Here is a 26405-nt window from a genome sequence, read left to right as displayed (position 1 = left end):
CGGCCGGCGCGGGCGTGGGCTCGAGGCCGTCCCCGAAGAGGGCGAACTGCTCGGGCTGGTTGGTGGTGTCGTTTGGCACAGGTGCTCCCATCGTTGCTTGAACATCAATCGTAGCGCAACGAGGCGGACGCGCGAGGGCGGCGCCGGCGTCCGCCGAGGGAGCACACGGCGACGCTAGGCGAGACGGGCCTTGTAGCCGGCGGCCTCGACGGCGGCCACGAGGTCGTCGTCCTTCACGAGCAGGCCCGCGTCGACGGTCGCGCTCTTCTCGTCCAGGCTGACGCGGACGTTCTCGACGCCGCGGACGGCCTCGAGGGCCTCCCTGACGTGGGCGACGCAGTGCTCGCACATCATGCCCTCGACGTTCAGCTTCTTCTCTGTCATGTCTGTCTCCTTCTGGTCTGATGCCGCGGGCGCGGCACTGGTGGCGGATGGGGCGGGCGCGGGCGCGGGGGCGGGCGCGGCGGCGGGGTTTGCGTCGCGGTCGGGCGCGGGCCTCCAGGCGCGCAGGCGCAGGGCGTTGGTCACGACGAAGACCGAAGAGAAGCCCATCGCCGCGGCGCCGATCATGGGGTTGAGCGTGACGCCCGCGCCCGCGAGGGCGCCGGCGGCCACGGGGATGCAGACCGCGTTGTAGAACAGCGCCCAGAACAGGTTCTGGCGGATGTTGCGCAGCGTGGCGCGTGAGAGCTCCATCGCGCGGGCGACGTCGGCGGGGTCGGAGCGCATGAGCACGACGTCGGCCGAGGCAATGGCGACGTCGGTGCCGGCGCCGATCGCGATGCCCACGTCAGCTCGGGCGAGCGCGGGGGCGTCGTTGATGCCGTCGCCGACCATGGCGACGCGCAGGCCCTGGTCCTGGAGGGCGCGAACGTGTGCCTCCTTCTCGCTTGGGAGGACGCCTGCGATGACCTCGTCGACGCCGACGGCGGCCGCGACGACGTTCGCCGTGGCCTCCTGGTCGCCGGTGAGAAGGACGCAGCGCACGCCCTCGGAGCGCAGGCGGGCGACGGCGGCCGCGCTCTGGGGCTTGATGGCGTCGGCCGCGGCGACCACGCCGAGGGCGCGACCGTTTGCCGCGACGAAGAGCGGGGTCTTTGCGGCGGCGGCCATCTCGCGGGCGCGGGGCGCAAGCGCGGAGACGTCGACGCCGCGCTCGCGCATGAGGCGCTCGTTTCCGGCGAGGACGTCGAAGCCCGCCACGGTGCCCGAGAGCCCGCCACCCGCGACCTGCTCGAAGTCCGCGACCTCGGCGTCGGAGGCCACGTTGTTCTCGTCCGCCCAGGCGCAGACGGCGGCCGCCAGCGGGTGCTCGCTCTTGCGCTCGAGCGCGGCGGCCAGGCCGAAGAGCTCGTCGGGCGCGACGCCGTCGGCGAGCTCGTAGTCGACCACGCGCGGCGCGCCCTCGGTCACGGTGCCGGTCTTGTCGAGCACCACGACGTCGACGGACGACGCGACCTCGAGGGCCTCGGCGTCCTTGAACAGGATGCCGCTCGCGGCGCCGCGCCCGCACGCGACCATGATCGCCGTGGGCGTGGCCAGGCCGAGGGCGCAGGGACAGCTGATGACCAGCACGCTCACGGCGAAGTTGAACGCGCGGGAGACGTCACCGGGCGCGAGGACGGCGAGCCAGAGGGCGAAGGTGAGAAGAGCGATGGCGATCACGACGGGCACGAAGACGCCGGCGATGCGGTCGGCCGTGCGCTCGATGGGCGCCTTGGAGCTCGTCGCCTCGTCGACCAGGCGGATGATGCCCGCGAGCGTGGTGTCGTCGCCGACCGCCGTGGCCTCGACGGCCATCCATCCGCTCGTGCTCACGGTGGCGCCCGTGACCCGGGAGCCTGCGCTCTTCTCGGCGGGAAGGGGCTCGCCCGTGATGGCCGACTCGTCCACGAGCGCCGAGCCCTCGACCACGACGCCGTCGACGGGCACGGTCTCGCCGGCGCGCACGACGACGCGCTCGCCCACGCGCACCTCGGCGGTCGCGACCTCGACCTCGGCGCCGTCGCGCACCACAGTCGCGCGCTTGGGCGCAAGGTCGACCAGCTTGCTGATCGCGTCGGTCGTCTGGGCCTTGGAGCGCTGCTCGAAGTACTTGCCGAGCGTGATGAGGGTCAAGATCATGGCAGCCGAGTCGAAGTAGAGGCCGTGGGCGGCCGCGTGGGTCGCGGCGTGGTCGTGCACGCCGAGGGCCGCCGCGAGCGCGAGCAGCTGCGCCGTGCTGTAGGCGAACGACGCCGCCGAGCCCAGCGCGACGAGCGAGTCCATGTTGGGCGAGAGGTGCGCGAGCGTGCGGAAGCCCACCGCGAAGTAGCGGCGGTTCGCGAAGAGCACGGGCACCGCGAGCAGCAGCTCGACGAGGCCGAGCACCATGGCGTTGGCGTCGCCGGCGAGCACGGGCGGCTGCGGCCAGCCGAGCATGGGGCCCATCGCCACGTAGAACAGGGGCACCGAGAAGAGCAGGCTCACAGCCAGCTGGCGCCTGCGGGCGGCGAGGTCGGCCGCGGCCCTGGAGCGCAGGTCGTCCTCGCCGGCGGCCGCGGGGAGGGATGTGCTCTTCTCGCCCGCGCCCTGCGCCGTGGCGGCGCTCCAGGCACCCGACGTGCGCGGACGTGCGCCGTAGCCGGCGCGGTCGATGGCCTCGACCACGGCCGCGACCGTCTGGGGGCGCCCGTCGTAGACGAGTTCCATCGTGTTCTTGAGCAGGTTGACGTTGGCCTCGGCCACGCCCTCGACCGCGCCGGCAGCCTTGCCGACCCGCGCCGAGCAGGCGGCGCAGGTCATGCCCTCTATGTCGAACGTCTCGCGCGACGTCGCGTCTTGCATTGCGTGCCTCCCTCGGGCCGTGCCTACATGAACTTCTTGAAGAGGGACATGACCTCGTCGGTCACCTGGGTGTCGCCGTCCTGGATGCGCTCGACCACGCAGGTCTCGAGGTGGTCCTGCATGACCATGCGGCTGATCGCCTTGACGGCGCTCTCGACGGCGGCGAGCTGCGTGAGGACGTCGCCGCAGTAGCGGTCCTCCTCCACCATCTGCTTGATGCCGTTCAGCTGGCCGACCGTGCGGTTGATGCGGCATCCCACGTCGTGCTTGAGCTTGTCGGAGCGCGGCGTGTGCTTGTGCGCGGCGCAGGTGCAGGCGGAGCGCTCGCTCTTCTCGGCCATGAGCCGTCCCTTCTTTCGGTTGCATACCCCCATGGGGTTCCTTCGAGACACACTATACCCCTATGGGGTACCTTCAAACCAGATTCACGCGTCCACGACAAAAGGAGGGGGACCCGCGATGCGAGTCCCCCTCCCCTGACGCTATGTGTTGAGGCTACGCGGCCTCGCCCGTGACGCCGGCGCTCGTGTCGTACGAGCCGCCACGGTTGTTGTACAGGTACTCGTAGATCCTCTCGAGCATGTCACTGTTCGAGCCGTTGCCGGTGCCGTTGCCGATGCCGTTGCCCGTTCCGTTGCCGATGCCGGAGCCCGTGTCGCTCACGGTGTTCTGCTTCTTCTGCTGCTCCTGCAGGGCCTCGTCGGAGCCGAGCGTGACGTCGACGGTCTTCTCCTCCTTGCCACGCATGAACGTGACGGAGACGGTCTGGCCGACCTCGTGCGAGCGCACGTCCAGGATCATGCCGTCGGCGGAGGTGATGGCCTTGCCGTTGACCGCCGTGATGATGTCGCCCTTCTGGATGCCGGCCTTCTCAGCGGGACCGCCCGAGGCGACCTCGGCCACGTAGGCGCCCTGGTTGACGGACAGGTTGTTGGCCGTCGCGTTCTGGGCGTTCACGGTCTGCATCGAGAGGCCGATGTAGGCGTGGGTCACGGTCTCGCCGGCGATGATCTTGTTCGCGACGTTGACGGCGTAGTTGACCGGGATCGCGAACCCGATGCCCGCGAAGGACTCGGTGTCGGACGAGAACAGCGTGCAGATGCCCACGAGCTTGCCCTCGGCGTCGACGAGCGCGCCGCCGGAGTTGCCGGGGTTAACCGCGGCGTCGGTCTGGATGAGGTTGGTGTAGAGCGTGTAGCCCGAGGTGGACTGCATCATCTGGTTGCGAGCGAGCGAGCTGACGATGCCCGCGGAGACAGACTGGTCGAGGCCGAAAGGGCTGCCGACGGACATGACCCAGTCGCCGGCGACGAGCTTGTCGGAGTCGCCGATCTCCATGGGCGTGACCTGCGTGTCACCGAGGTCGACGTGCAGGACCGCGAGGTCGCTCGTCGGGTCGGAGCCCACGACCTTGGCGTCGAGGCTCTTGCCGTTGACGGTGACCGACACGGACGTGGCGCCGTCGATAACGTGGTAGTTGGTGATGATGTTGCCCGAGGTGTCGTAGACGACGCCCGAGCCCAGGCCCGACCCCTGCTGGGTGGTCACGTTGACGACCACGACGGAGGGCAGCGCCTTCGCCGCGGCGGCCTTGGCGACCGACATGTTCTCGCCGTCGGCCGTGATGTTGATGGACTGGCCCGTCGCGCCGTCGGTGGTCTTGATGCCACTCACGCCACCGAAGAAGCCGACCGCCTTGAGGACGAAGACGATGAGGGCGGCGCCGATCAGGCCGCCGACGAGGCCAAGCGCGATGCTCGCCGCGGGACGCGTGCCCTTGGGTTTGCCGTCGCCGTCATGGGACGCCTTGCCCGAGGGGCGAGGCGACTGCGGCGGCGTCGGGGGAACCTGGCCCTGTCCGGGCGTGGGCACCTGCTGGGTCGTAGCCGCGTGCGCCTGGGCGGTCGGCTGCGCCTGGGTCGGCTGCGCCGGCACCTGCTGCGTGGGCTGCACGGGCTGCGCAGGCGTCGCCTGGGGCGGGACCGGCTGGGCCTGGGAGTTGTCATCCATGCCAGGAATCGGAGGACGGCCGTTATCGAACGTGCTCATGATCATTCCTTCCCAAAGCAATAGACCAATAGGTTTCACATCGACTACTCTACCCATCTCACGAAAAAAGACCCGTCTCCCCTCGGACGAACACCTTAGGAAGACAAGCCTTTTGGTTTCCTGAAAACGGGCCTTAGTTTGCCTCGCGGGACCGGATGGCGCGAGCTACACCTTGAAGAGGTAGCCAACGCCGCGCACGGTCACGATGTGGGCTGCGACCTGCGGGCCGACCTTCGAGCGCACACGCCTGATGTGCACGTCTACCGTACGCGTGCCGCCGCAGTACTCGAAGCCCCACACGCGGTGCAGCAGCGTCTCGCGCGAGTAGGCGCGCGCCGGGTGCGTCGCCAAAAACGACAGCAGCGAGTACTCCATGAGCGTGAGGTCGACGGGCTCCTCGTCGATGTAGACCTGATAGGTGGCCAGGTTGATCGTCATGTTGTCGATGGTGACGATGTCGGCCGGGGCGCTCTCCTCGCCAGGCCACAGCAGCAGTGCGCAGCGCACCTCGAACTCGGCCTCGCTGGCGCCGGCCATGATGAAGTCGTTTCTCCCCTGCGACGGCAGGTGAAGCGAGCTGAGCTTGCCCTCCTCGCAGATCACGAGGGTCGGGATGAAGCCGTTGTCAGAGACATAGGAGTCGATCGCGTTGAGCGTGTCCTGATCGAGGTTGTCGGAGTCGACGATCACGAGGTCGAACTCGTGGCCAGAGGAGATGGCCTGAGAAAACGTGTCGGGGGTACTGGGGAGAATGGAGACGTCCAGCGCGTGCTTCAGCTCGCGCATACGCTCGATGTATCGCGAAGTCCTGCTCACCAGCAGGATGTTCTTATGGTGCATTCGGCGACCCCCAAGCTCGGCAAATCCAACACGGAGCGAACTAACAGTCGAAGCGCTGTCGCACTCCCCTGAAGAATCGTACGACCTCCATATTGTAGCGTTGTAAATTGGTTGCCGCCGTAAACAAATGTAAACGCTCCCTCGACGAATCCCGCACATTACGACCAGTCACACCACGTTTCGCAAAAAGACCCCGCGTGGCAAGTTTTGAAAGTCGCGAACGCAATTCTTGCCTCTGTGGCAAGGCAAGGCTGGCCCCTTTCCCCGAAAGGCATCGCAGGCATGCATACTACTGGGCGCCAACTGGCGCGCTTCGTTGTTTTATGCAGGCCTTTCCCGCGCGTCGCCCCATGCGTCACAAATCCTTGTACACGAGGGGCAGTTTTTGCTCACCGCCAATCCGAACCTTTCCACGGCACCCTGGTTTTGCACGACGAGGCGTCGAGGACACGGCATCTGCCGCCCGGCACACCCATGCCGCCCAACCGACGCGCGTTCGTCGTGCGGCCGCAGCAAATAGAACGGGCCCCTCATCGAGGGGCCCGAATGGGGAACGCACTGTGTTCTTGTTAGCGGATGCTGCCGAGGAACTGCTTCGTGCGCTCCTGCGTGGGGTTGTCGAAGACCTGGTCGGGCAGACCCTGCTCCGCCACGACGCCGTCCTCCATGAAGACGACGCGGTCGGCAACGTCGCGCGCGAAGCCCATCTCGTGGGTGACGACGATCATGGTCATGTCGCCGTTGAGGGCGAGCTCGCGCATGACGGCAAGGACGTCGCGGACGAGCTCGGGGTCGAGCGCGGACGTGGGCTCGTCGAAGAGCAGCACCTTCGGGTGCATGGCCACGGCGCGCGCGATGGCGACGCGCTGCTGCTGGCCGCCCGAGAGCTGGGGCGGCTTGAAGTCGGCGCGGTCGGCGAGGCCCACGGCCGTGAGCTGGCGCATGGCCTCCTCGCGCGCCTCCTCCTTCGACTTCTTGAGCACCTTGGTCTGGCCCACCATGACGTTCTCGAGGGCGGTCATGTGCGGGAACAGGTTGAAGCCCTGGAACACCATGCCCAGGTCGCGCCTGAGCTCGTTGACGTTGGTCTTGCTCGCGCCGGTGATCTCCTGGTCCTCGATCAGGATGTGACCGGCCGTGGGCGTCTCGAGCAGGTTGATGCAGCGCAGCATCGTGGACTTGCCCGAGCCGGACGGGCCGAGCACGACGACGATCTCGCCGTTCCAGACGTTGAGGTTGACGTCGCGAAGGACCGGCGTGTCGGTAAAGGTCTTGTTCAGGTGCTCGATGCGCACTACGGGGCGCTCGCCCTCCACGAAGTGGTGCTTGGAGCGGCCCTTGTCCTGCTCGAAGGCGAGACGGGCGGCCTCCTCGGCGTCGAGCGCGGGCGGGACGTCGATCTTGGCGGTGTGGTGGTTGATCTTAGGCAGCATCTCTTACGCCTCCTGCGTGGGATGGGAGCGGAAGGGCGAGGACAGGGCGTCGACGAGGCTTCCCCTGTCGTCGGACTTGGCAGGGGCGCATGCCGAGGCGATGCCCTGGGCGGCGTCCGCGCTCTCCTTGGCGGGCTGGACCTCCTCGTCAGCCGGCGCGGCCGCCTTCGGACGCGGGCCTCCGCCGCGCTCGGAGTCGGCCATGCGCCTCTCGACGATTCCGACGACCTTGATGAGCGGGATCGTGACGATGAGGTAGTAAATGGCGGCGGCGACGTAGGGGGTGATGTTGCCCGAGACCGTGGTGAGGTTCTTCGAGAACATCATGAGCTCCATGACGCCGACGGAGGAGAGCAGCGACGTGTCCTTGTAAGAGGTGATGAAGTCGCTCGTGACCGTGGGGATGACGCGGCGCACCATCTGCGGGAGGATAACCGTGAACATGGTCTGGCCGCGGTTCATGCCGAGCGACGCGGCCGCCTCGTACTGGCCCTGCGGGATCGACTGGATGCCAGCACGGAAGATCTCGGCCTGGTAGGCGGAGGAGTTGATCGCGATGACGATCACGCCGAGCACGTTGTTGTCGATGTTGATGCCCATCATGGGCAGGCCGAAGAACATGATGTAGATCTGCAGGAAGAGCGGGGTTCCGCGCAGCACGTTGATGTAGATGCTCGCGAGGATGCGCAGGATCCTGATGTGGGAGATCTTCATCATGGCGAAGAGCAGGCCCAGCGCGATGGCGAAGGGGTAGGCGATGATGACGAGCAGGAGGCAGAGCAGCCAGCCCCAGAACAGCGAGACGAACGAGGTCACCATAAGCTGCGGCTTGAAGAACATGTTGAGGAACGGCACGGAGTTCCACGCGTCGACCCAGGGCTGGGCGTCAAGCCAGTTGACGATGGCCTGGACCGGCGTGTTCGCGATGACCGCGATCGAGGGCGACTCGTCGAGCGTGCCCTTGGCGCCCGAGGCGCTGACGTAGGAGCCGCCGACCTTGTAGTCGCCGCCCGCCGAGGGGAACTTCATGTCGGTGACCTCGAGGCGAAGCAGTGCGCCCGTGGGGACCGGCGTGGCGAAGCTGACGGTGACGGAGTCGCCCTTGGGCTCGGCCTTGCTCTCGACGTTGACGCGGTCGAGGCCGGAGAGGACGGTGACGCGGGTGGTCGAGCCGTCGAAGCTCGCGCCCTCGGGAAGGGACAGCGTGACGCTGGAGACGCCACCCTCGACGCCGACCGTGCCCTCCCAGGTGAGGCGCGTGTTCTGGCCGCCGATGACGCCGTCGCCGCCGCTCTCGTTCGGGCGGGCCGTGGCCTTCTCGACCTTGATGGAACCCGTGACCGTGGCGCCCTCGACGGGCGTGGCGGCCGCGGCCTGCGCGGCGTTCTCGGCCTTGGCGGCCTCGAAGTCGACGCCGAAGAACTTGAGCTCGAGCTGGGAGAGGGTGCCGTCGGCCTTGGCGTCGGCGAGGGCCTTGTCGAGGGCCTTGGTGAGGTTGGGGTTGTCCTTGGAGACGACGAAGCCGTACTGCTCGCCCGTGGCGATCTCACGCGCGACGGCGAGGCCGGTGTAGGCGGTCTTCACCTCGTACTCCATGACGGGAAGGTCCGCCATGGCCGCGCGGTAGAGGCCGGTCTGGACGCCCGTGAGCGCCTGAATCGGATCGTCGAGGGCGACGATGGTGGCGTGCGGGAGGTTCTCGCGCGCCCACGCCTCGCCCGTGGTGCCGCCCTGGACGGCGATGGAGGCATCGGGAGTGTCGAGCACGGTGAGGTCGGCCTTCACCTGGTCGGCGAGGGCCGCGTCGGTCGCGAGGCCCTGGTTGGAGTCGATGTAGTGCTCGGTGAAGTCGACCTCCTGGCGGCGCTCGTCGGTGATCGTGAAGTTGGCGGCGCCGACGTCGGCCTTGCCGCCCTGCTTGATGGTGGGGATGATCGAGTCGAACTTGAGCGGGGCGAGGTAGGTGCACTCGAGGCCCATGCGCCCGGCGAGGTTCTGCATCAGCTCGACCTCGAAGCCCGAGGGGGTCTCCCCATCCATGTAGTCGAAGGGCGGGTTGGAGAGGTCGGAGACGACCGTGAGCTTGCCGGACTGGACGGTCGAGTAGGAGCCGTCGCTTGCTGTGGACGAGCCGCCCTGCTGAGCCTGGCATCCGGTCACGAGGAGCGCGACGGCAAGGGCCAGGCCCGAGGCGATGCCAAGGAGACGCGTCCGTCTGTGGTTCGTTGCTCTTCTCGGCGTATGTATGCTCATAGACTCACTCTCCCGGCGAATGGAGACGACGAGCCCTGGGCCGCCGGCGCCAATCGCGTACGGATATGACCGTGCGCAGACGCTCCGGGGTGCGTGCCCCGGCCGTCGGCGGCACACCGCGGTCGCGAACAATGCATGGTCATTTTCTACTACAAAACGTGTATATGTAGTAGGCCTGTTTACGGTATTAGTCAATACCGAAACAGAGTTGATACTATTTCGAAGCCGAGATTCAAAAGGAATCGGCGAACGGGAATCCCCTATTGAGCTGGGTGAAGCAACGCCATTTGGAAACAAAAATGCCGACGCATATTGATGCGTCGGCATGAGTCGTATAGCGTTTTAAGATTATGCAACTGAGGCAACTGGACCGGGGCGCGACGAAGGCGCCGACGCCCGAGCTAGACGCCCGCGTAGTACTTCTTGCACTCCCAGTCGGTCACCACGGAGCAGTACTCGTTCCACTCCTTGCGCTTCTCGGCGATGAAGAAGTCGCAGATGTGGTCGCCGAGGACCTCGCGGACGAAGGAGCTGGACTCGAAGGCGTCGATGGCCTCGCCGAGGGTGCGCGGCAGGCGGACCATGCCGGCCTTCTCGCGCTCGGCGGCCGTCATCGTGTCAGGGTCGCAGGAGACCTCGGGCTTGAGCTCGAGCCCCTCCTCGATGCCGCGGATGCCGGCGGCGATCGAGACGGCCAGCGCCAGGTAGGGGTTGGCCACCGGGTCGGGGTTGCGCAGCTCGATGCGGGTCGACTGGTGCTTGCCCGGCTTGTGGGTCGGGATGCGGACGAGGGCCGAGCGGTTCTTGCGGCCCCAGGTGGTGTAGTTGGGGACCTCGCCGTTGGCCACGAGGCGCTTGTAGGAGTTGACCGTGGGGTTGGTCACGAGCGTGAACTCGGGGGCGTACTTGAGGATGCCCGCCACGTAGGACTGGGCCAGGGGCGAGAGGTGCGCGTCGTTCTCGACCTTGGGCGCCCAGAAGAGGTTGGTGCCCTCGTGGTCGAAGATCGACTGGTAGAGGAACATGCCCGAGCCGGAGAGGTTGGTGAGGGGCTTCGGCATGAACGACGCGAACATGTTGTTGGCGTAGGCCTCCTGGCGGATGACCAGGCGCGCGGTCATGATGTTGTCGGCGCAGCTCTTGGCCTCGGTGAAGCGCAGCTCGACGGCGTTCTGCGAGGGGGCGTTGGCGTGGTAGGAGTACTCCACGGGAATCGACATCTTCTCGAGCATGAGCGTGGTCTCGCGACGGAGGTCGGTCGCGACGTCGCTCGCCGTGAGGTCGAAGTAGCCGGCGCGGTCGAGCGGCACCGGGTTGGTGTCGTTGTCGAAGTAGAAGTACTCGATCTTGGGGCCGACGTTGGTGACGTAGCCCTTGGCGTCCGCCTCGCGGAAGACGCGCTCGAGCACCGAGCGCGGGTCACCGTCGAACGGCTCGCGCGACGGGGTCTTGATGTCGCAGAAGATGCGGGCGACGCCCTTCTCGGAGGGGCGCCACGGGAGGATCTGGAAGGTGGTGGGGTCGGGGAACGCAAGCATGTCCGACTCCTCCTGGGGCACGAACCCCTCGACGGACGAGCCGTCGAAGCCGATGCCCTCCTCGAAGGCCTCCTCGAGGTCCTCCGACGCGATGGAGAACGACTTGAGCCCGCCCAACACATCGGTAAACCACAGGCGGACGAAGCGGATGCCGCGCTTCTCGACGGTCCTCAGAACGAAGTCGATGTTCCTGTCGCTCATGCGAGAGTCCTTCCACAACACTCAGACGGCAGATGCGTCCCAACATAAACCGGGACTACCATTGCACAGCGAGATTTCGCCTCTGTTTCGAAACCCGAGGCGTGGAGGAGGCGTGGACGCGATCCTCCGCGAGCGCAGGCGGGCCTCGAGGGCGCGATTCCGGGCAGAGGCCCCAAACCGACCTGCCCAGCCTGGGCTCCCCTACTTCTTGAAGGCGGCGTCGGCCTTGGCGACCATGTCCTCGGCAACCTTGCAGGAGCCCTTGCCGGTCTTTTTGGAGGTGCAGCACGAGCCGGAGGCGCAGTCGGCGCACTGGCCGGAGGCGTGGCGGACGAGGTTGCGCACGCAGAGCAGCGCGGCCACGGCGACGACGGTGATGATGACGATGTCGATCAAGCTCATATGACGCTCCTTAGGCGAGTTCGCAGGTGGGCGCGACTCGCAACTCGAATATATCAGCCGCGCACGCGCGGTGTCGGTCTAGAAGAAGTCCCGCCGGCGAAGGAAGGGGGCACCGGCGGGACCGAGGCCCATCTTGTGCGGGGAGAGGGACCGCATCGACAGGCAGAGGTAAACGCTTCTCGGACGGTGCTCCGTCCGACGTGAGATACCTTACGACTTCCCGCCAAGTTTGTAAACCTCGGTTAACTATTTCTTCAAATTCGAGAAGAGCTTACGCGTCGTCGCAGATAGAACGCCCGTCGCCTCGAACCGCTACGTTCGCGCCCGAACGATTTGCGTAGGGTTTGTGTACGATTGTATCGCGCACGATGTTTTCGACCCACACCGCCCTCTCCCCTGTTACATTGGTCTCGTAAAAGCACATCCGCAAAGGAGGAACCATGAGCTACTTCGACTACAACGTCACCGCCCAGGACGGGTCCACCGTCAGCCTCAAGGACTACGAGGGCAAGGTCCTGCTCATCGTCAACACGGCCACCGGCTGCGGCTTCACGCCCCAGTACGAGGACCTCGAGCGCATCTACAAGCAGTACCGCGACCAGGGCTTCGAGATCCTCGACTTCCCCTGCAACCAGTTCGCCGGCCAGGCGCCCGAGTCCGACGAGGAGATCCACCAGTTCTGCACCATGAAGTTCGGCGCCGAGTTCCCGCAGTTCAAGAAGATCGACGTCAATGGTGACGACGCCGACCCCCTGTTCGCCGCCCTCGCCACCGAGAAGCCCTTCGCCGGCTTCGGCCGCGGCCTCAAGGCCAAGGGCCTCGAGAAGTTCACGAACATGAACAACAAGAAGTTCGGCGACAAGGCCTACATCAAGTGGAACTTCACCAAATTCCTCGTCGACCGCGAGGGCAACCTCGTCGAGCGCTTCGAGCCGACCGCCGACATGGCCGACGTCGAGAAGAGCATCGCGGCCCAGCTGTAGCCCTTCCCCGGGCCTCGCCCGAACCGACACGCGACTCACCACACGGCCCCGTGCGCTTTCCCCTGCGCGCGGGGCCATCTCGGTACTTCAATGTAAGCCTTGTCTAACTTATACTGGAGCCAGGACATCACCCTGGACGAAAGGAGCCATCATGGCAGACAGCAAGACCGCCGGCGCGGACACCATGAGCCTCGTGCTCATCCGCCACGGCGAGAGCGAGTGGAACAAGCTCAACCTCTTCACCGGCTGGACCGACGTCGACCTCACCGACACCGGCCGCCGCGAGGCCGCAGACGGCGGGCGCGCCCTCGCCGATCAGGGCTTCGACTTCGACGTGTGCCACACCTCGATGCTCAAGCGCGCCATCCACACCCTCGACATCGTCCTCGACCAGATGGACCGCAGCTGGCTGCCGGTCCACAAGGCCTGGCAGCTCAACGAGCGCCACTACGGCGCGCTCCAGGGCCTCAACAAGGCCGACGCCGCCCGCGAGCACGGCGAGGACCAGGTCCTCATCTGGCGCCGCAGCTTCGACGTGCGCCCGCCCGCGCTCGATCCCGGCGACCCCCGCGACCCGCACGTGCAGGAGCAGTTCCGCGACGTGCCCGCCGACGTCCTCCCCTACACCGAGTGCCTCGACGACACCATCGCGCACGCCTGGCCCTACTTCCAGAGCCACATCCGCCCCGAGCTCGAGGCCGGCCGCCGCGTGCTCGTCGCCGCGCACGGCAACAGCCTCCGCGCGCTCGTCATGAAGTTCGACCGCCTCACGCCCGACGAGATCCTCAAGGTCAACATCCCCACCGGCGTGCCGCTGGCCTACACCTTCGACCGCGACTGGAACGTGATCGACAAGCGCTACATCGGCGACCCCGACACCATCGCCGCCAAGATCGACGCCGTCGCCAACCAGGGCAAGGCCAAGTAGCAGAAGCCCACACGGCTCAAGCTCGCGAAGCCGAGAAGAGCCTGCCCATAGTCGCAGCCCGCACGGGGCCGCAGCCCCTCAGTCGTCGAGGCTGGGCGGGCGGCGGCCCCGCTTCACGTCCGAGCGCCGCCGCTTGCCCTCGAGCCTGCGGCGCACCGAGGCCTTCGTCGGCTTCGTGGCGCGCCTCGCCTTGGGAGCGACCGCGCGCCGCCTCAGCTCCGCGCGGATCTTGCGCAGGCACGCCTGCCTGTTTTGGAACTGGCTGCGCGACTCGCGGCTCACCACCACGATGCCCGTGGGCACATGGCGCATGCGCACCGCCGAGTCGGTGGTGTTGACGCCCTGCCCGCCCGGCCCGGTGGCGCGAAACGCCTCGGCCTCGCACTGCCGGTAGAGCTCGTCGAGCCCCAGCCGCGCGAAGCGCGCGTAGTCGCGATATGTCAGGTTCCTTGCCATACCCCGAGCGTAGGCCATGCGACCTTCGCACGGCAAGGCACATTTGCGCGCAATCCCCCACCGCACGCCGCCGTCGGCGGCCGCCAGACGCCTCCGTATACGGAAGAAAACTTCCGCATAAAAGGTCCAAGGGGTACATTTCCAGGCACGGGTACGCCGGCGAATCCGCAACAAGGGAGGCACGCGTGGCACGGCCAAAGACCCCCGCCAACAGCCCCGGCACACGCGAGCGGGCCGTCGCGATCGAGAACATCCTCTGCCGCTACTCAACGTCCTCTGAGGGCCTCTCCATCGCCGAGATACTCGAGCTCCTGGAGAGCGAGTACGACATCGTGGCGACTGAGCGATCGGTGCGCGAGCAGCTCAAGACCCTCGTCGCCATGAGCGACGAGGGCAAGCTCATGCGGACCATCTCGCGCCAGCAGGGCGAGGGCCGCCGCGTGCGCTGGATCGCAGACCAGATCTTCTCTGAGGCGGAGCTGCGCCTGATCGCCGACGGCCTCACGATGGCGCGCCTCGAGAACGAGGACCTCCTGGGCATCATCAAGAAGCTGCAGGAGCTCGCCGGCGACGCGAGCGGCCGCACCATCAGCCACGTCAAGCGCTACGGCCAGGAGCGCGGCATGGTCACCCACGTCTCGCTGGGCACGATCATCAGCCTGATCGACGCCATCGAGCGGCGGCGCGTGGTGAGGGTCGCCTACACCCACCGCGAGACGGACGGCTCGCTCGCCCCCAACCTCGACGACGCGGGTGCCGAGAAGAGCTACCTCCTCGAGCCGTACCAGCTTGCCTTCAAGAACGGTCACTACTACCTGATCTGCCGTCCGCACGACGGCGCGCTCGCCGACGGGCACCCCTGGTACCTCCGCGTCGACCACATCGCCGACGTGCGGGCGACGCGCCGGGGCTTCGACGCGCCCCCGTCGAACGTGGAGCTCGGCGGCGACCACTTCGACGCCGTCTCGCACATGGACGAGATGGCCTACCCCCTCGGCGGCAGGGTCGAGCACGTGCGGGTGCGCACCACCCTGCTCGACGCCATCTACGACTGGTACCCCACGGCAAGCGTCCGCAGGGTCGACATGGGCGATGCCCAAGAGCCAGTCTACGAGGCGGAGTTCGACACCGTCCTTCTGCCGACGTGCTGGTGGGCACTCCAGTACGCGGAGTACGTCGAGGTGCTCGGCCCGCAGGCGCTGCGCGACATGATCGCGCAGAGCGTCCGCACGCTGGAGCGCACCTACGACATCGAGCCCGAGGCACGATCGAACGAGGCACAGCGCAGCAAGGCGGGCCAGAACGACCCACGTCACAGCGACCCGCAGCAGAGCGACCAGAAACGATAACGCCACAAGCGAGAGGAAACGCACATGAGCATCTATGCGATGAGCGACATCCACGGTTGCCTGGACGACCTCGAGCGGCGGCTCGCCCACCTGAGGGCGCTCGGCTTCTTCGACGACGCCTGCGAGGACCAACTCGTCCTCATCGGCGACTTCATCGACCGCGGCCCCGACGGCCTGGGCGTGGTGCGCCGCGTCATGGCGCTCGAGGACGAGTGCCCCGGCCGCGTCACCTCGCTGATGGGCAACCACGAGGCGGAGATGCTGGAGTGGGTCGGCATGGCGCCCGCCGAGAAGAGCGACGCCGCGCTGGAGGGCGACCTCCCCGACGACGAGCGCGCTCTTCTCGGCGAGGTGCTTGCCGAGGGTACGGACGACGAGGTGCTCGCGCGGCTGAGGATGTGGCAGGGTGCCGACAAGGGCGGCCTGTCCATGCGCTCGTTTGCGGGCGAGAGCGCGCTGGCCGACATCGAGGCCGCGGTGGCCGCGCACGACGACGCCCTCGCGGCCGCGGCGTTCGGGCGCGCCTGCGAGAAGATCAGCTCCGACTGCGCGGCCGAGCTGCGGTGGATGGGGCGGCTCGCGCCGTACCTCAAGACCGCGCGCCACGTCTTCGTGCACTCCGGGATCGACGAGTCGCAGGGCGCAGAGTGGGAGCTCGCGACGCCGCGCGAGCGCATGCTTGCCGGGCGCGAGACGCCGTGCGGTCCGTTCGTGCTCGACGTCGTCTGCGGCCACACGCCGGCGGCGATGGTCGCCGAGAACGTCACGGGCGACGGCTCGGTCGAGGGCGTCTGGTGGGACGGCGCGTCTCACTTCTACGTCGACGGCGCGACCGCGTACACGCACCGCCTGCCGACGCTCGTCTGCGACGAGGCGGAGGGCCGTCACCTCGAGCTCGACGGGTGCGGCCGGCCCCGTGAGATCGCGTCTGCCGCTCACCGGTAACGAGGCTGCAGGAACGCCACAAACACCCCCATCCAACAGGCAAAATGCGCAATCCATGAACGCGGAAGAAAACTTCCGCGCCCCTTACTCCACCTCTATAGTGACGAACCCGGCTCATAGAGATTGGAGCGTGCATGAGGTACTTCATGGCAGTGGTGACGACGCGGGACGAGAACCTCTCGCCGGTGAACGCGGAAGGCCTTGGGGAACTGTTCGAGCAGCTGGACAAGCGAGCGCTTGTCGTGCCCGGGTCGCGGCGCGGCATGCGGAGAGCCTGGCACTACGACAGCGAGCGGGAGGCGAAGCAGTTCCCGGTCTACGTGTTCGCCGGCGCCGCGCGCATGAGCACCGAGGACGCCGAACACATCGTGAGGGAGGCCTGCGACATCTGGCACCTCACGAGCGTCGATCGCGTCGACGTGCAGGACGCGACGTTCTCGGACGACCTCAACAGCGAATCCGGCTGGGGCCAGGTGATAAGCCGCTCGGTCGCACAGAGGGCAAACCTGTTCGAGATACGGGACATGGCCATGGCGAGGCGCGTGTTCAAGGACTGGATGGTGACGAGAAGAGACGCAACGACCTGCCTGGCAAACATCCGCTACACGCCGTGCTCGCAGAGCCTGGGGACAGAGGCTGCGCGCATGTTCGCTGCGCACGAGGCGGCGCGCGCTGATGCCGGCATGGTCCCGGTCCACTACATCGTGGAGGGAAGCGAGAGCGTCAACCACGAGGCAAGCGTCGACGCCCTTCTCGAGACGCTGCTCTCCTGCGATCGCCTGCCGTCCGAGCACGCCTTCCGCATCGACTTCGACAGCATCGACCTGCAAGGCACGACAGCGTTCGAAATAAGCAAGAACATGGACGAGATCATCAACGACGCGTTCGCGAACGCCCTTGCCGGCAACGTCGTCGTCGCGCGGTACGGAAGGATGGACGAGGACGGCCGCTTCAACGACAGGATCTACGGCAACTTCTGCCACTTCGTCGAGGCGATGCGCCCCTACCTGGCCGACACCCTGCTCGTCTTCAGCATCCCAAGCGGAAACGAGGACCTGAGGCGGCGCATCCGGAGGCTCGTCAGGGTGCCGCTCGTCACGATCGGGACAAACGCCGCCGCCGACGCGCGCACCATGAGCCGCGCGCAGGCGATGGCCACGCTCGAGGACAGGGCCGCACGCATGGGCTGGGAGGTTGACGGGCGGCTCGGAGAGATGCTCGACGAGCGCCTCGAGGACGCGAGCTTCTCCGACCTCGACGGCCTGCTCGAGGACTGGCACAGCGAGAAGGTCATCAACGAGCAGTACCCCGAATACAAGGCCGAGCTCGAGGAGACGACGAGGCTCTTCTCGCAAAGGGAGTCCGACGCCATGGCGCGCCTCGACGAGCTCGTGGGGCTAGGCGAGGTCAAGCGCCAGATCAAGGTGATTCTGGCCCGCTTCCGCATGATGCGCGAGTCGGCCAGGAAGGGCCTGCCGGTCCAGCCGTTCTCGATGCACCTTGCGTTCCTGGGGGCTCCCGGCACCGGCAAGACCGAGGTCGCGCGCCTCTACGGCCAGATCCTGAAGGAGACCGGCGTGCTCAGCGAGGGGCGCGTCATCTCCGTCTCGGGATCCGACGTCGTCAGATCGGACGTCGGGAAGCTGTTCGACCGAGCGCGCGGCTCGGTGCTCTTCATCGACGAGGCCTACGCAATGACGCCCGCATCGGTCACGATCTCAGAGCTCATCGCGCACATGGAGAACAGGCGCGACGACACCGTCGTCATCCTGGCGGGATACGGGGGCGAGATGAACCGCCTTCTCGACTCGAACCCCGGCTTTCGCTCGAGGATCGGCTTCACGCTGCACTTTGCGGAGTACGACGAGGAGGAGCTGCTCGAGATCTTCGACCTCATGTGCAGGCGCGCCGACCTCAAGGTGGAGGACGACGCGCACCGGAGCGTCCGCGACCTTCTCGCCCGAAACGGGCGCAGGCCCGACCAGGGCAACGCGCGCTATGTCCGCAAGCTCTTCGAGGACTGCCTGGGCGCCCAGCAGGCGCGCCTCGCCGCCGAGCTCGACGAGAAGGGCGAGGCACCGAGTCGCGAGGAGTTGCAGACCCTGCTCGCGTGCGACGTCGAGGAGGCAGGCGACCTCAGGCGCGACGAGGTGCCGGCACGCGAGGAGCTCGAGGCCCTGGTTGGCCTCGAGAAGGTCAAGGAGCTCGTCTCGGAGAGGATCGCCTTCATGAAGGTGCAGAAGCTGCGCCGTGACGCGGAGCTGCCCGCCGACGCCGTGCCGATGCACATGGCCTTCCTGGGCGCACCCGGCACGGGCAAGACCGAGGTGGCCCGGCTCATGGGGCGGATCCTGCGCGACGAGGGGGTGCTTTCGGTCGGCGAGTTCTACGAGTGCACGGGGTCGCGTCTGCTGTCGGGCATGCCCGGCGAGAGCACCCTCATCGTGCACAAGCTGTTCCAGAAGGCGCGCGGCTCGGTCATCTTCATCGACGAGGCGTACTCGCTGCTGGCACCACATGCGGACGAGGCGATCACGGCCCTCATCGCGGAGATGGAGAACTGCCGCGACGAGGTCGTGGTGATCCTTGCGGGGTATGACCGCGAGATCAGGCGCCTGCTCGAGGCGAACCCGGGGTTCGAATCGCGCGTGCGCACCAAGATCGAGTTCGACTGCTACTCAGCCGACGAGCTGGCGGAGATCTTCTGCCTCATGGCGCGCAGGCAGGAGCTTGAGGTTGCACCCGAGGCACGCGAGCGCGTGCGCGAGGTCATGGAGCGGGCGCGCCGCGCCGAGGACTTTGGCAACGCGCGCTTCGCACGGAACCTCCTGGAGAACGCGCTGCTTAGGCAGGGAGTGCGCCTCGCGGGGACCGGGGGCGAGCCGAGCGCGGACGAGCTCTGCGAGATCCTGCCCGAGGACGTCGAGTGGAGCGAGCCGGCCGAGAGTCGACGCGCACCGATGGGGTTCACGGCGTAGCGACGCGAATGGCGACGGGGCGAACACCCGGATGGGTGTCCGCCCCGCTTGCTCGCTCTTCTCGGCGGCGCGATGGTGCGAGATGGCTGATGGCCGATGGGTGCTGCGGCGCTACTCGGCGAGTCGCTTGCCGAGGGCCGTGAGCTTCTCGATGGCCTCGTCGTCGGGCTCGAGGTTGGCGATCACGCAGTCGATCACGTTCACGCCGGCGTCCGTGGCGGAGTCGCGCCAGGTCTCCATCCACTCGCCCGTGCCCCAGTCGTAGGAGCCAAAGAGCGCGACGGGCTTGCCGCCGAAGTTGGGCACGCACTCGTTCCAGACCTCCTCGAAGTCGCCGTCGAGCTCCTCGGCGCCCATGGCGGGGCAGCCGAAGGCGAAGGCGTCGAAGTCGGCGACCGAGGCGGGCGAGAAGGTGGAGACCTCCGTCGCCGTAGCTCCCGCGGCGGAGGCGACGGCCTCGGCCATGGCCTCGGTGTTTCCGGACTGGGACCAGTACACGACTGCAACCTTGCTCATGTGAACCTCCAAATCGTCAGCCCCTGGCGGGGCACAAATGGCTTGGTTTCGCGCGGGCACGACGTGCGGCGGCCGGGCGCGGGCGTGCGGGTCAGGCGGCCTGCAGCAGCGCGCGCAGGGTCGCGCCGGAGCGGAAGCGGCTGCGACAGCCCCGCTCGACCTCGGCGATCGCCGCGAAGCGGGCGCGGGCCTGCTCGGCGTCGCCATAGGCGTTCCAGGGGCCGCGGCAGGTGACGCGCGCGCCGTTCATGAAGCCGACCACGTCCTCGAGCGGGTAGCCGAAGAGCACGCCCATCGCGTGCGGGAACTCGGCGCGCGCCGGGCGGGCGTCGGCGGGAGCCTTGGGCCGCGCGGCGAGCTCGCGGTAGTAGGCGGCAAGCTTCTCGCGCATGGAGCGCACGAGCGAACGCGAGTTGGTGGTGGCAAAGCCGTGCGCGGCGAGGAAGGCGCGGTCATCGGCGTCGGCGAGCACGGCGGCCACGAGGTCCTCGCGGTAGGCGATAAGCGTCGTGCGCTCGCCGCGGACGAGCAGGGCCTCGAGCGAGATCCCGTAGGGGGCCAGCTCGCGCGCGTAGACACGGACGAGCTCGCGAAGCGCGGAGCGCAGGCTCTTCTCGGCACCCGCTGCCTCGACGGCGGCGGAGGTGGGCGCGAACGAGAAGAGCGCGACGGGCTTGGCCGAGAAGATCACGCCGGCGGCGCAGCGCACGAAGGTCTGGGCGAACTCCTGGCAGAGCAGGCTCTCCCCCGCCGTGCAGCCCTCGAGGTGGTCGAAGTCGTAGGTGACGCTCATTGCGCCCGATCCGCTCATCTGGTTCCCTTCGTCCGTGGCGCCGCGCCGCGCGTCTCACAAGATGCGCCGCCGGCAATTGGGGGACCGGCGGCGCTGGTACCACGTCTGCGGGGAGAGGGACCGCTTGGTGGCGTCGAACAACGAAATCAGGAGGCGGTTACGTCGCGCCATGCGTCGTGCGTGGCGTTGCGTTAGGAGTTAACCGCTTCTAACTTCAACACCTAGAGTACACCATGTCTAACTATTTGCAAGCGAGAATGTGCGCAGGAGAGAAGAGCTCCATTCGGACGGGTCGGGCCTGCGACGCGGCGAGGTTGCACAGAGCGCTCCGAGCAGAGAGCCGGCCCGCGATGCGCCGGCGCGTGCGCAGTTTCGCCCTCTTGTGGTAAGTTTCGCGAACTCGGCACGCAGTTTATGGCCTCCGTGGCAAACTTCTGACTGCGCCTTTCGGCCCCTGCGTGATTTCTATTGCATAGGAACTCACGAAAGCGCACGTTGGGATGCGAACGTATGCACACACGGAGTCACGCGTCGCGCGGGGGCCGGCATCGGCTTGCCACGGAGACCCAAAATTGCGCACGCGAAATCGAAATCTTGCCACGGAGGGCATGTTTTGCGCACGGCAGGCCCGTCTTCGGCCTCACGAATGAAAGGCCCGCCGCCCCAGCGAGTTCGGGGCGGCGGGCAGGCTCTTCTCGGCGGCGCGGGTAGCCTGCTGCGATGACGTCGCGGCGCGCCCCTACTCCTGCACCTTGAGCGCGTCGGCGAGGCCGATGCGGCGGATGCGCCAGAGGTGGATCGCGGCGACGACGGCGTAGGAGAGCGCGCCCATGGCGACGACCTGCACGAGCAGGTACCAGGGCACCCACAGCTCGATGTTGCCGGAGTAGTCGGCCATCACGACGTCCATGAGAAGCCCCGTGAGCCAGCACACGAGCGGCAGCGACAGCACGAGCGAGGCGAGCACCGTGATGGTGATCGAGCGGACGTAGAGCGCCGAGACCTCGCGGCTGTGGTAGCCGAAGACCTTCATGTAGCTGATGTAGCGCGCCGAGCGGCCGATGACCGTCTTGGTGAGCAGGTAGATCAAGACGATGGAGATCGGGATCGCGAGCATCATCACCATGCGCATGACCTGGCCGAGCGAGCTCTCCATCTGCGTGGCGACCTCGCGCATCTGCTGGGGCGTCATCTCGGAGGAGACGTAGCGGTCGGTGAGCGCGAGCGGGGTGTCGGAGGCGTAGCCCGAGAAGTCGTCGGGGCTCTTGTGGAAGAGCTCGGCGAAGGTCGCGCGGCTCATGTAGACGTTCATGTCGGTGGGCTCGCCGCCGATGGCATCGGGGGCGATCTCGTAGGTCTTGTTCTCGTAGCGGTCGGTGAACGTCGTCTGGCTCCCGGGGGCAAGTCCGCACTTGCGGGCAAGGCCCGCGCCGACGACGATCTTTCCGCCGGAGACGTCGAACTTGAAGTAGCGCGAGCCGACCTCGACACCATAGACCGTGACCTGCTCGCTCTTGCTCGAGCGCAGGCGGCCCACGTCGAGCGTGGTCGCGCTGAACCTCTCGGCGTCGGCGATCGCGGAGGCGTCGTTGGCGCGGGAGTTGAGGGGGTGTCCTGCGGCCACGCGCGCGTCGCCGGCGATCGCGGAGGCGCGCGAGAGGAGGTCAGCCAGGTCCGCCGGCGCGAGGTCGGCCGCGGGGTCCTCGTGGTCGAGCAGCTCGTCGGCGGCCGCGGCGGCGTCGCGCTCGGCGTCGCTCACGTCGATCTCGAGCGGAGCCTTGAGCAGGTAGAGGTGATCAGCTGCCACGGAGTCGGCCAGCTGGTCGGAGTAGTGGCGCACGAGCGGCATCATGCAGAGGCCGTAGAGCAGAAGCAGGCTCGAGAACATGATCCCGACGAAGAGCACGGCGAAGTGCGAGGCGTTGCGCAGAAAGACGCGGGCGCGGAAGCGCGCCGGGAAGGCCCAGCGCTCGGGCAGGGGCAGGTTCCGGCGGTGCGACTTGCGGCCGACCTCGTGGCGCAGGAACGCCAGCGGCGTCGCCCTGAGCTTGCGCAGGACGCCCACGAGCGTGATGAGCATGAGCAGGGCGAGAGGAGCCACCGTCGAGGCCGCGAAGACGTCCCAGAAGAAGTGGGTCGTGTAGGGCGGCAGCGAGTACGACCGGTAGTAGAGGCCGCCCATGACGTCGACGAGCAGGCCGTAGCCGACGAGGTTGCCGACGACCGACGCGCTGACGCCGACGATGGCGGGTGCGGCGAGGTAGTGCACGACGAGCTCGCGCTTGCGGTAGCCCGAGGCGAGCAGCGTGCCGATGGTGGCGCTCTCCTCCTCTATCGTGGCGTCGGTGAGTACGACGAAGACGAAGGCGCAGACCACGAGCAGCACGCCGCAGAGCACGACCCACATGGCCTGGTCGCCCTCCATGTCGTCGTTGGCGAAGGTCATGGAGTTGTTGGACTCGCGGTCGACGAGGTCGACCACGCGCGCGCCGTGGTCCTTGAGGGCGGCGGCCGCGTCGCCCTCGAGGTCGACGCGGTCGGAGAGCGACATGCCGTTGTCGTTCAGGAGCACGGCGTAGTTGTAGATGGTGCCGGCCGCCAGCTCGTCGAAGGCGGCGTCGGTCACCTGGCAGACGGTGAAGGTCTGGGCGTCGAACAGGAGGTCGGAGTTCTTCTTCACGAGCGCCTGGTAGTCCGAGAGGACCATGATGCCCGAGACCGTCATGCTCTTCTCGCCCACCGTAACCGTGTCACCGACGGAGACGTTGTGGTTGGTGGCGAATGTGCGGTCGAGCGCGACCTCGGAGTCGGTCGCGGGCGCGGCGCCCTCCCAGTACACGGCGCGGTCGAAGTCGACGCGGTTCTTGTAGAGGCGGGCCGTCATCTGGGTGTCGCCGGACGTGGCGAGCGAGAGGCTGACGTCGGAGTAGAAGTTCTCGTGCACGCGGGAGCCGGCGCCGAGGGCCTCGACGGAGGCGACGGCCTCGGGCGACGCCTTGAACTGCGTGGCGAACGAGTAGTCCTCGGTTCGCATGTCGTCGTGGGTGTCGGCCAGCGTGCGCTGGATCGAGCGGACGGCCACGAGATAGCCGGAGACCATGGCGATGGTCATCGCGATCAGGACGAAGAGGCCGAGGTACTTGCCGAGGTCATGATGGAGTTCGCGCGGGATGCGCCTATTGAGCGGGGACATGCGCACCTACCATTCCAGCTCGGCGGCGGGCACGAGCGCGTCGTTTCGCGCGTCCTCGACGAGGCGGCCGTCGCGCAGGCGCAGCACGTGGTGGGACATGTGCCGGATCGCGTCGTTGTGCGTGACGATGACCATCGTGCAGCCGAAGGTGCGGTTGACCTCCTCCATCAGGCAGAGGATCTCCTTCGACGTCTTGTAGTCGAGGGCGCCCGTGGGCTCGTCGCAGAGCAGGAGCCCCGGGTTCTTGACGAGGGCGCGGCCGATGGCGCAGCGCTGCTGCTGGCCGCCCGAGACCTGGTTGGGGAACTTGCTGCGCTGGTCGTAGATGCCAAGCGACTGCAGCAGGTCGTCGACGGGCAGCGGGTCCTTGGAGAGGTGCTGGCAGACCTCCACGTTCTCGCGGATCGTGAGGTCAGGCACGAGGTTGTAGAACTGGAAGATGAAGCCGAGCTCGCGACGGCGGTACTCCACCAGGTCGCGGTCGGAGAGCGAGCAGATGTCGGTGCCGCCGACCTCGATCTGGCCGGCGTCGGGGCGCTCGAGCCCGCCCACGAGATTGAGGAAGGTCGACTTGCCCGAGCCGGACGGCCCGAACAGGACGCAGATCTCGCCGCGGTCGACCTGGCAGGTGATGTCGCTCAGGACCTGGACGTGCGCGGCGCCCTGGCCGAAGCCCTTGGCGAGCGACGCGATGCGAAGAAACGGTTCGTTCTCTGTCATGGTTCCCCTCAGAAATTAGATGGAGCTAACTTTTCATACGGGAGCCATGCTATCCCTCGCGACGGCGGCGCTTCCACTCCGAACGGACCGACCAGGCCCGCGCGGACGGCCCTACCCCAGGCCCACGTCGAGCGCCATCATGAGCGTGAAGCCGACCGCGAAGGCGAGCACGCCGAGGTTGGAGTGGGCGCCCTCGCTCATCTCGGGAATGAGCTCCTCCACCACGACATACATCATGGCGCCGGCGGCGAAGCTCAAGAGGTATGGGAGAAGAGCCACGACCTGGCTCGCGAGCGCGATCGTGACCAGCGCGCCGATGGGCTCGACCACGCCCGAGAGGAAGCCGCCGAGGAAGGCCCTGGCTCTGCTCGCCCCCTCGGCGCGAAGCGGCATGGAGATGATCGCGCCCTCGGGGAAGTTCTGGATCGCGATGCCGATCGAGAGGGCGAGCGCGCCGGCGGCGGTGACGCCCACGCCGCCCGCGATGAGGCCGGCGTAGACGACGCCGACGGCCATGCCCTCGGGGATGTTGTGGATCGTCACGGCGAGCACCATGAGCGTCGTGCGCTCGAGCCTGGACTTGAGGCCCTCGGGCTCGGTGTCGGACTCGCCCAGGTGCAGGTGGGGCAGGACGTGGTCGAGCGCGAGCAGGAAGAGGATGCCCGCCCAGAAGCCCACGAACGCCGGCAGCCAGGCCATGCGGCCGAGGTCGGAGCTGTCCTCGATGGCCGGGACGATGAGGCTCCAGATCGAGGCGGCGACCATGACGCCGGCGGCGAATCCCGTGAGGACGCGCGTGACCATGCGGCTCATCTGGCCGCGCATGAGGAAGACGAGCGCCGCGCCGAGCGTGGTGCCCGCGAACGGGATCGCGAGGCCCCAGGCCGTGAGCGTGGCGGGATCGAGCGTGATGTCCATTGGTGATACCTCCCTATGGCATGCGCCCGGCCCCGGGCGCGGTGTCTGCTGGGGCTACCATACCCCTGGGGCCATGTTGTTAGACACGGCTAACTTAACGTACACGAGAGACGCTCTTCTCCTCCCCCATTGGACGCGAACCGAAGAAACGCGCTAGAGCCGCGTGGACGCCATCGCGCGGCGCCACTCCCGCGGCGTCATGCCCATGGTCTCGCCGAAGGCCTTGGCGAACTTCGAGGGGTTCGAGTACCCGACGGAAAGCGCCACCTCGGCGATCGACTCGCCGCCGTGGATGAGCCGCCTCGAGGCAGCCTCCATACGCAGGCGCCGGTACCACGCATAGACCGGCATCCCGTACACCTCCCTGAAGGACTCCTTCAGGATCGTCGGCGAGGTGCCGCAGATCCTGGCGAGCGTGGGAATGGTCTTGGGCTGGTCGAGGCGATCGCGCATCGCGCGTGCGGCGGCCTCGGCGATGCGGCGGTGGCTCCCTGAGACGTCGATCGCCACAGTCGACCCCTCGAGGCCCGCGACGATGGTCGACGCGAGCTCAAGGGTGCAGAGGCGGATGCGCGCAACGTCGTCCTCGCGGGAGGCCGCGACGAGTCGCGCGGCGGCGGACATGAGCTCGCTTCCGCAGTGCGCGACGCAGGCGCCCTCGGCCTCGTCGAGAAGAGCCTCCACCCTGTCGAGCGGCGCACCCAGGGACGCGCACGCCCTGCGGGCGGCGTCGCTCAGGCGCTCGGTGGCGACCGACAGCGCGATTCCGCCCGAGCTCTCGATCGAGTTGAGGATGGTCGCCTCGCCGGGCCTCACGAGGAGCGCTTCCCCCGCGCCCACACGGATCTCCCTGCCATGCGAGCACAAGAGCAGCGCGCCGTCCACGAGGGCGATGGCCAGGATGTCGGCGCACTGGATCTTGGAGAGGTCAGAGGTGCCGCCGCGCTCGAAGACGCCGGCAGAGATCGCGACGCCGCAGGTGAGCTCGAACGAGCGGGCACATGGCTGCATTGGTTCCTCCCAGTCAGACGCGAGGCCCGGCGGCCTCCCCTACCCCAAAAAGACGGCGCCGGCAGCCCAGGGG

At 67.5% G+C, this 26405-nt stretch carries 19 protein-coding genes and 1 pseudogene; 5 read left to right on the top strand and 15 right to left on the bottom strand.

What is annotated here, in order from left to right; all coding sequences use genetic code 11:
* Positions 1 to 174 precede the first annotated feature (174 nt).
* From M5D76_RS03755 to M5D76_RS03720, 8 genes are all read right to left on the bottom strand, one after another.
* A complete protein-coding gene (locus M5D76_RS03755; protein ID WP_248922046.1) occupies positions 175 to 2826 on the bottom strand; it encodes a heavy metal translocating P-type ATPase in 2652 nt (883 codons plus the stop codon).
* Positions 2827 to 2849: 23 nt separating this feature from the next.
* Positions 2850 to 3167 carry a metal-sensing transcriptional repressor gene (locus tag M5D76_RS03750; RefSeq protein WP_248922045.1) on the bottom strand — a complete coding sequence of 106 codons (318 nt, stop codon included), beginning with the start codon at positions 3165 to 3167 and terminating at the stop codon, positions 2850 to 2852.
* Positions 3168 to 3321: 154 nt separating this feature from the next.
* Positions 3322 to 4875: a trypsin-like peptidase domain-containing protein gene (locus tag M5D76_RS03745; protein WP_248922044.1), complete on the bottom strand. Its 1554-nt coding sequence runs from the start codon at positions 4873 to 4875 to the stop codon at positions 3322 to 3324.
* Between the two features lie 165 nt (positions 4876 to 5040).
* Positions 5041 to 5715 carry a winged helix-turn-helix transcriptional regulator gene (locus M5D76_RS03740; protein WP_248922043.1) on the bottom strand — a complete coding sequence of 225 codons (675 nt, stop codon included), beginning with the start codon at positions 5713 to 5715 and terminating at the stop codon, positions 5041 to 5043.
* Between the two features lie 569 nt (positions 5716 to 6284).
* Positions 6285 to 7148: an amino acid ABC transporter ATP-binding protein gene (locus M5D76_RS03735; protein ID WP_248922042.1), complete on the bottom strand. Its 864-nt coding sequence runs from the start codon at positions 7146 to 7148 to the stop codon at positions 6285 to 6287.
* A gap of 3 nt (positions 7149 to 7151) precedes the next feature.
* Positions 7152 to 9401 carry an ABC transporter permease subunit gene (locus M5D76_RS03730; protein WP_248922041.1) on the bottom strand — a complete coding sequence of 750 codons (2250 nt, stop codon included), beginning with the start codon at positions 9399 to 9401 and terminating at the stop codon, positions 7152 to 7154.
* Positions 9402 to 9802: 401 nt separating this feature from the next.
* Complete coding sequence (locus M5D76_RS03725; RefSeq protein ID WP_248922040.1) at positions 9803 to 11140, bottom strand: glutamine synthetase family protein; 1338 nt, start codon at positions 11138 to 11140, stop codon at positions 9803 to 9805.
* A gap of 201 nt (positions 11141 to 11341) precedes the next feature.
* Positions 11342 to 11542 carry a FeoB-associated Cys-rich membrane protein gene (locus tag M5D76_RS03720; RefSeq protein ID WP_248922039.1) on the bottom strand — a complete coding sequence of 67 codons (201 nt, stop codon included), beginning with the start codon at positions 11540 to 11542 and terminating at the stop codon, positions 11342 to 11344.
* Positions 11543 to 11982: 440 nt separating this feature from the next.
* On the opposite strand from M5D76_RS03720, the gene M5D76_RS03715 reads away from it, so the two are divergent.
* Both M5D76_RS03715 and gpmA read left to right on the top strand, forming a co-directional pair.
* Complete coding sequence (locus M5D76_RS03715; protein WP_248922038.1) at positions 11983 to 12525, top strand: glutathione peroxidase; 543 nt, start codon at positions 11983 to 11985, stop codon at positions 12523 to 12525.
* 151 nt (positions 12526 to 12676) lie between these two features.
* A complete protein-coding gene (gpmA, locus tag M5D76_RS03710; protein WP_346348395.1) occupies positions 12677 to 13453 on the top strand; it encodes a 2,3-diphosphoglycerate-dependent phosphoglycerate mutase in 777 nt (258 codons plus the stop codon).
* A gap of 78 nt (positions 13454 to 13531) precedes the next feature.
* Here the strand turns inward: gpmA and M5D76_RS03705 are convergent.
* A pseudogene (locus M5D76_RS03705) lies at positions 13532 to 13828 on the bottom strand (peptide chain release factor-like protein); the annotation flags it as partial.
* Between the two features lie 266 nt (positions 13829 to 14094).
* On the opposite strand from M5D76_RS03705, the gene M5D76_RS09255 reads away from it, so the two are divergent.
* From M5D76_RS09255 to M5D76_RS03690, 3 genes are all read left to right on the top strand, one after another.
* Positions 14095 to 15258, top strand: coding sequence for a helix-turn-helix transcriptional regulator (locus tag M5D76_RS09255; RefSeq protein WP_248922036.1), 1164 nt, complete (start codon positions 14095 to 14097; stop codon positions 15256 to 15258).
* A 24-nt stretch (positions 15259 to 15282) separates the two neighbouring features.
* Positions 15283 to 16203, top strand: a complete 921-nt coding sequence (locus tag M5D76_RS03695) for a metallophosphoesterase (protein WP_248922035.1) — start codon at positions 15283 to 15285, stop codon at positions 16201 to 16203.
* Positions 16204 to 16337: 134 nt separating this feature from the next.
* Complete coding sequence (locus M5D76_RS03690; protein ID WP_248922034.1) at positions 16338 to 19181, top strand: AAA family ATPase; 2844 nt, start codon at positions 16338 to 16340, stop codon at positions 19179 to 19181.
* 111 nt (positions 19182 to 19292) lie between these two features.
* Here the strand turns inward: M5D76_RS03690 and M5D76_RS03685 are convergent, their stop codons facing one another.
* From M5D76_RS03685 to M5D76_RS03660, 6 genes are all read right to left on the bottom strand, one after another.
* Positions 19293 to 19697: a flavodoxin domain-containing protein gene (locus M5D76_RS03685; protein WP_248922033.1), complete on the bottom strand. Its 405-nt coding sequence runs from the start codon at positions 19695 to 19697 to the stop codon at positions 19293 to 19295.
* A 91-nt stretch (positions 19698 to 19788) separates the two neighbouring features.
* Positions 19789 to 20508, bottom strand: a complete 720-nt coding sequence (locus M5D76_RS03680) for a DUF3793 family protein (RefSeq protein WP_248922032.1) — start codon at positions 20506 to 20508, stop codon at positions 19789 to 19791.
* 721 nt (positions 20509 to 21229) lie between these two features.
* Positions 21230 to 23683: an ABC transporter permease gene (locus M5D76_RS03675; RefSeq protein WP_248922031.1), complete on the bottom strand. Its 2454-nt coding sequence runs from the start codon at positions 23681 to 23683 to the stop codon at positions 21230 to 21232.
* Positions 23684 to 23689: 6 nt separating this feature from the next.
* A complete protein-coding gene (locus M5D76_RS03670; protein ID WP_248922030.1) occupies positions 23690 to 24403 on the bottom strand; it encodes an ABC transporter ATP-binding protein in 714 nt (237 codons plus the stop codon).
* A 111-nt stretch (positions 24404 to 24514) separates the two neighbouring features.
* The gene (locus M5D76_RS03665; protein WP_248922029.1) at positions 24515 to 25321 is read right to left on the bottom strand and encodes a ZIP family metal transporter; all 807 of its coding nucleotides are present in this window, start codon (positions 25319 to 25321) and stop codon (positions 24515 to 24517) included.
* 153 nt (positions 25322 to 25474) lie between these two features.
* Positions 25475 to 26332 carry a helix-turn-helix transcriptional regulator gene (locus M5D76_RS03660; RefSeq protein ID WP_248922028.1) on the bottom strand — a complete coding sequence of 286 codons (858 nt, stop codon included), beginning with the start codon at positions 26330 to 26332 and terminating at the stop codon, positions 25475 to 25477.
* Positions 26333 to 26405 lie beyond the last annotated feature (73 nt).

This window comes from Olsenella intestinalis (assembly GCF_023276655.1).
Classification (GTDB): domain Bacteria; phylum Actinomycetota; class Coriobacteriia; order Coriobacteriales; family Atopobiaceae; genus Olsenella_J; species Olsenella_J intestinalis.
The sequence above is the reverse complement of the archived record's forward strand: the minus strand, read 5'-3'. Positions and strand labels throughout refer to the sequence as shown.

Excerpts from the sequence above, each read along its gene's own strand:
- M5D76_RS03755 (WP_248922046.1), bottom strand. The coding sequence starts at position 2,826 with ATGCAAGACGCGACGTCGCGCGAGACGTTCGACATAGAGGGCATGACC.
- M5D76_RS03740 (WP_248922043.1), bottom strand. The coding sequence starts at position 5,715 with ATGCACCATAAGAACATCCTGCTGGTGAGCAGGACTTCGCGATACATC.
- M5D76_RS03690 (WP_248922034.1), top strand. The coding sequence starts at position 16,338 with ATGAGGTACTTCATGGCAGTGGTGACGACGCGGGACGAGAACCTCTCG.
- M5D76_RS03670 (WP_248922030.1), bottom strand. The coding sequence starts at position 24,403 with ATGACAGAGAACGAACCGTTTCTTCGCATCGCGTCGCTCGCCAAGGGC.
- M5D76_RS03735 (WP_248922042.1), bottom strand. The coding sequence starts at position 7,148 with ATGCTGCCTAAGATCAACCACCACACCGCCAAGATCGACGTCCCGCCC.
- M5D76_RS03695 (WP_248922035.1), top strand. The coding sequence starts at position 15,283 with ATGAGCATCTATGCGATGAGCGACATCCACGGTTGCCTGGACGACCTC.
- gpmA (WP_346348395.1), top strand. The coding sequence starts at position 12,677 with ATGGCAGACAGCAAGACCGCCGGCGCGGACACCATGAGCCTCGTGCTC.
- M5D76_RS03660 (WP_248922028.1), bottom strand. The coding sequence starts at position 26,332 with ATGCAGCCATGTGCCCGCTCGTTCGAGCTCACCTGCGGCGTCGCGATC.
- M5D76_RS03715 (WP_248922038.1), top strand. The coding sequence starts at position 11,983 with ATGAGCTACTTCGACTACAACGTCACCGCCCAGGACGGGTCCACCGTC.
- M5D76_RS03665 (WP_248922029.1), bottom strand. The coding sequence starts at position 25,321 with ATGGACATCACGCTCGATCCCGCCACGCTCACGGCCTGGGGCCTCGCG.
- M5D76_RS03720 (WP_248922039.1), bottom strand. The coding sequence starts at position 11,542 with ATGAGCTTGATCGACATCGTCATCATCACCGTCGTCGCCGTGGCCGCG.
- M5D76_RS03750 (WP_248922045.1), bottom strand. The coding sequence starts at position 3,167 with ATGGCCGAGAAGAGCGAGCGCTCCGCCTGCACCTGCGCCGCGCACAAG.
- M5D76_RS03745 (WP_248922044.1), bottom strand. The coding sequence starts at position 4,875 with ATGAGCACGTTCGATAACGGCCGTCCTCCGATTCCTGGCATGGATGAC.
- M5D76_RS03730 (WP_248922041.1), bottom strand. The coding sequence starts at position 9,401 with ATGAGCATACATACGCCGAGAAGAGCAACGAACCACAGACGGACGCGT.
- M5D76_RS03680 (WP_248922032.1), bottom strand. The coding sequence starts at position 20,508 with ATGAGCGGATCGGGCGCAATGAGCGTCACCTACGACTTCGACCACCTC.
- M5D76_RS03725 (WP_248922040.1), bottom strand. The coding sequence starts at position 11,140 with ATGAGCGACAGGAACATCGACTTCGTTCTGAGGACCGTCGAGAAGCGC.
- M5D76_RS03685 (WP_248922033.1), bottom strand. The coding sequence starts at position 19,697 with ATGAGCAAGGTTGCAGTCGTGTACTGGTCCCAGTCCGGAAACACCGAG.
- M5D76_RS03675 (WP_248922031.1), bottom strand. The coding sequence starts at position 23,683 with ATGTCCCCGCTCAATAGGCGCATCCCGCGCGAACTCCATCATGACCTC.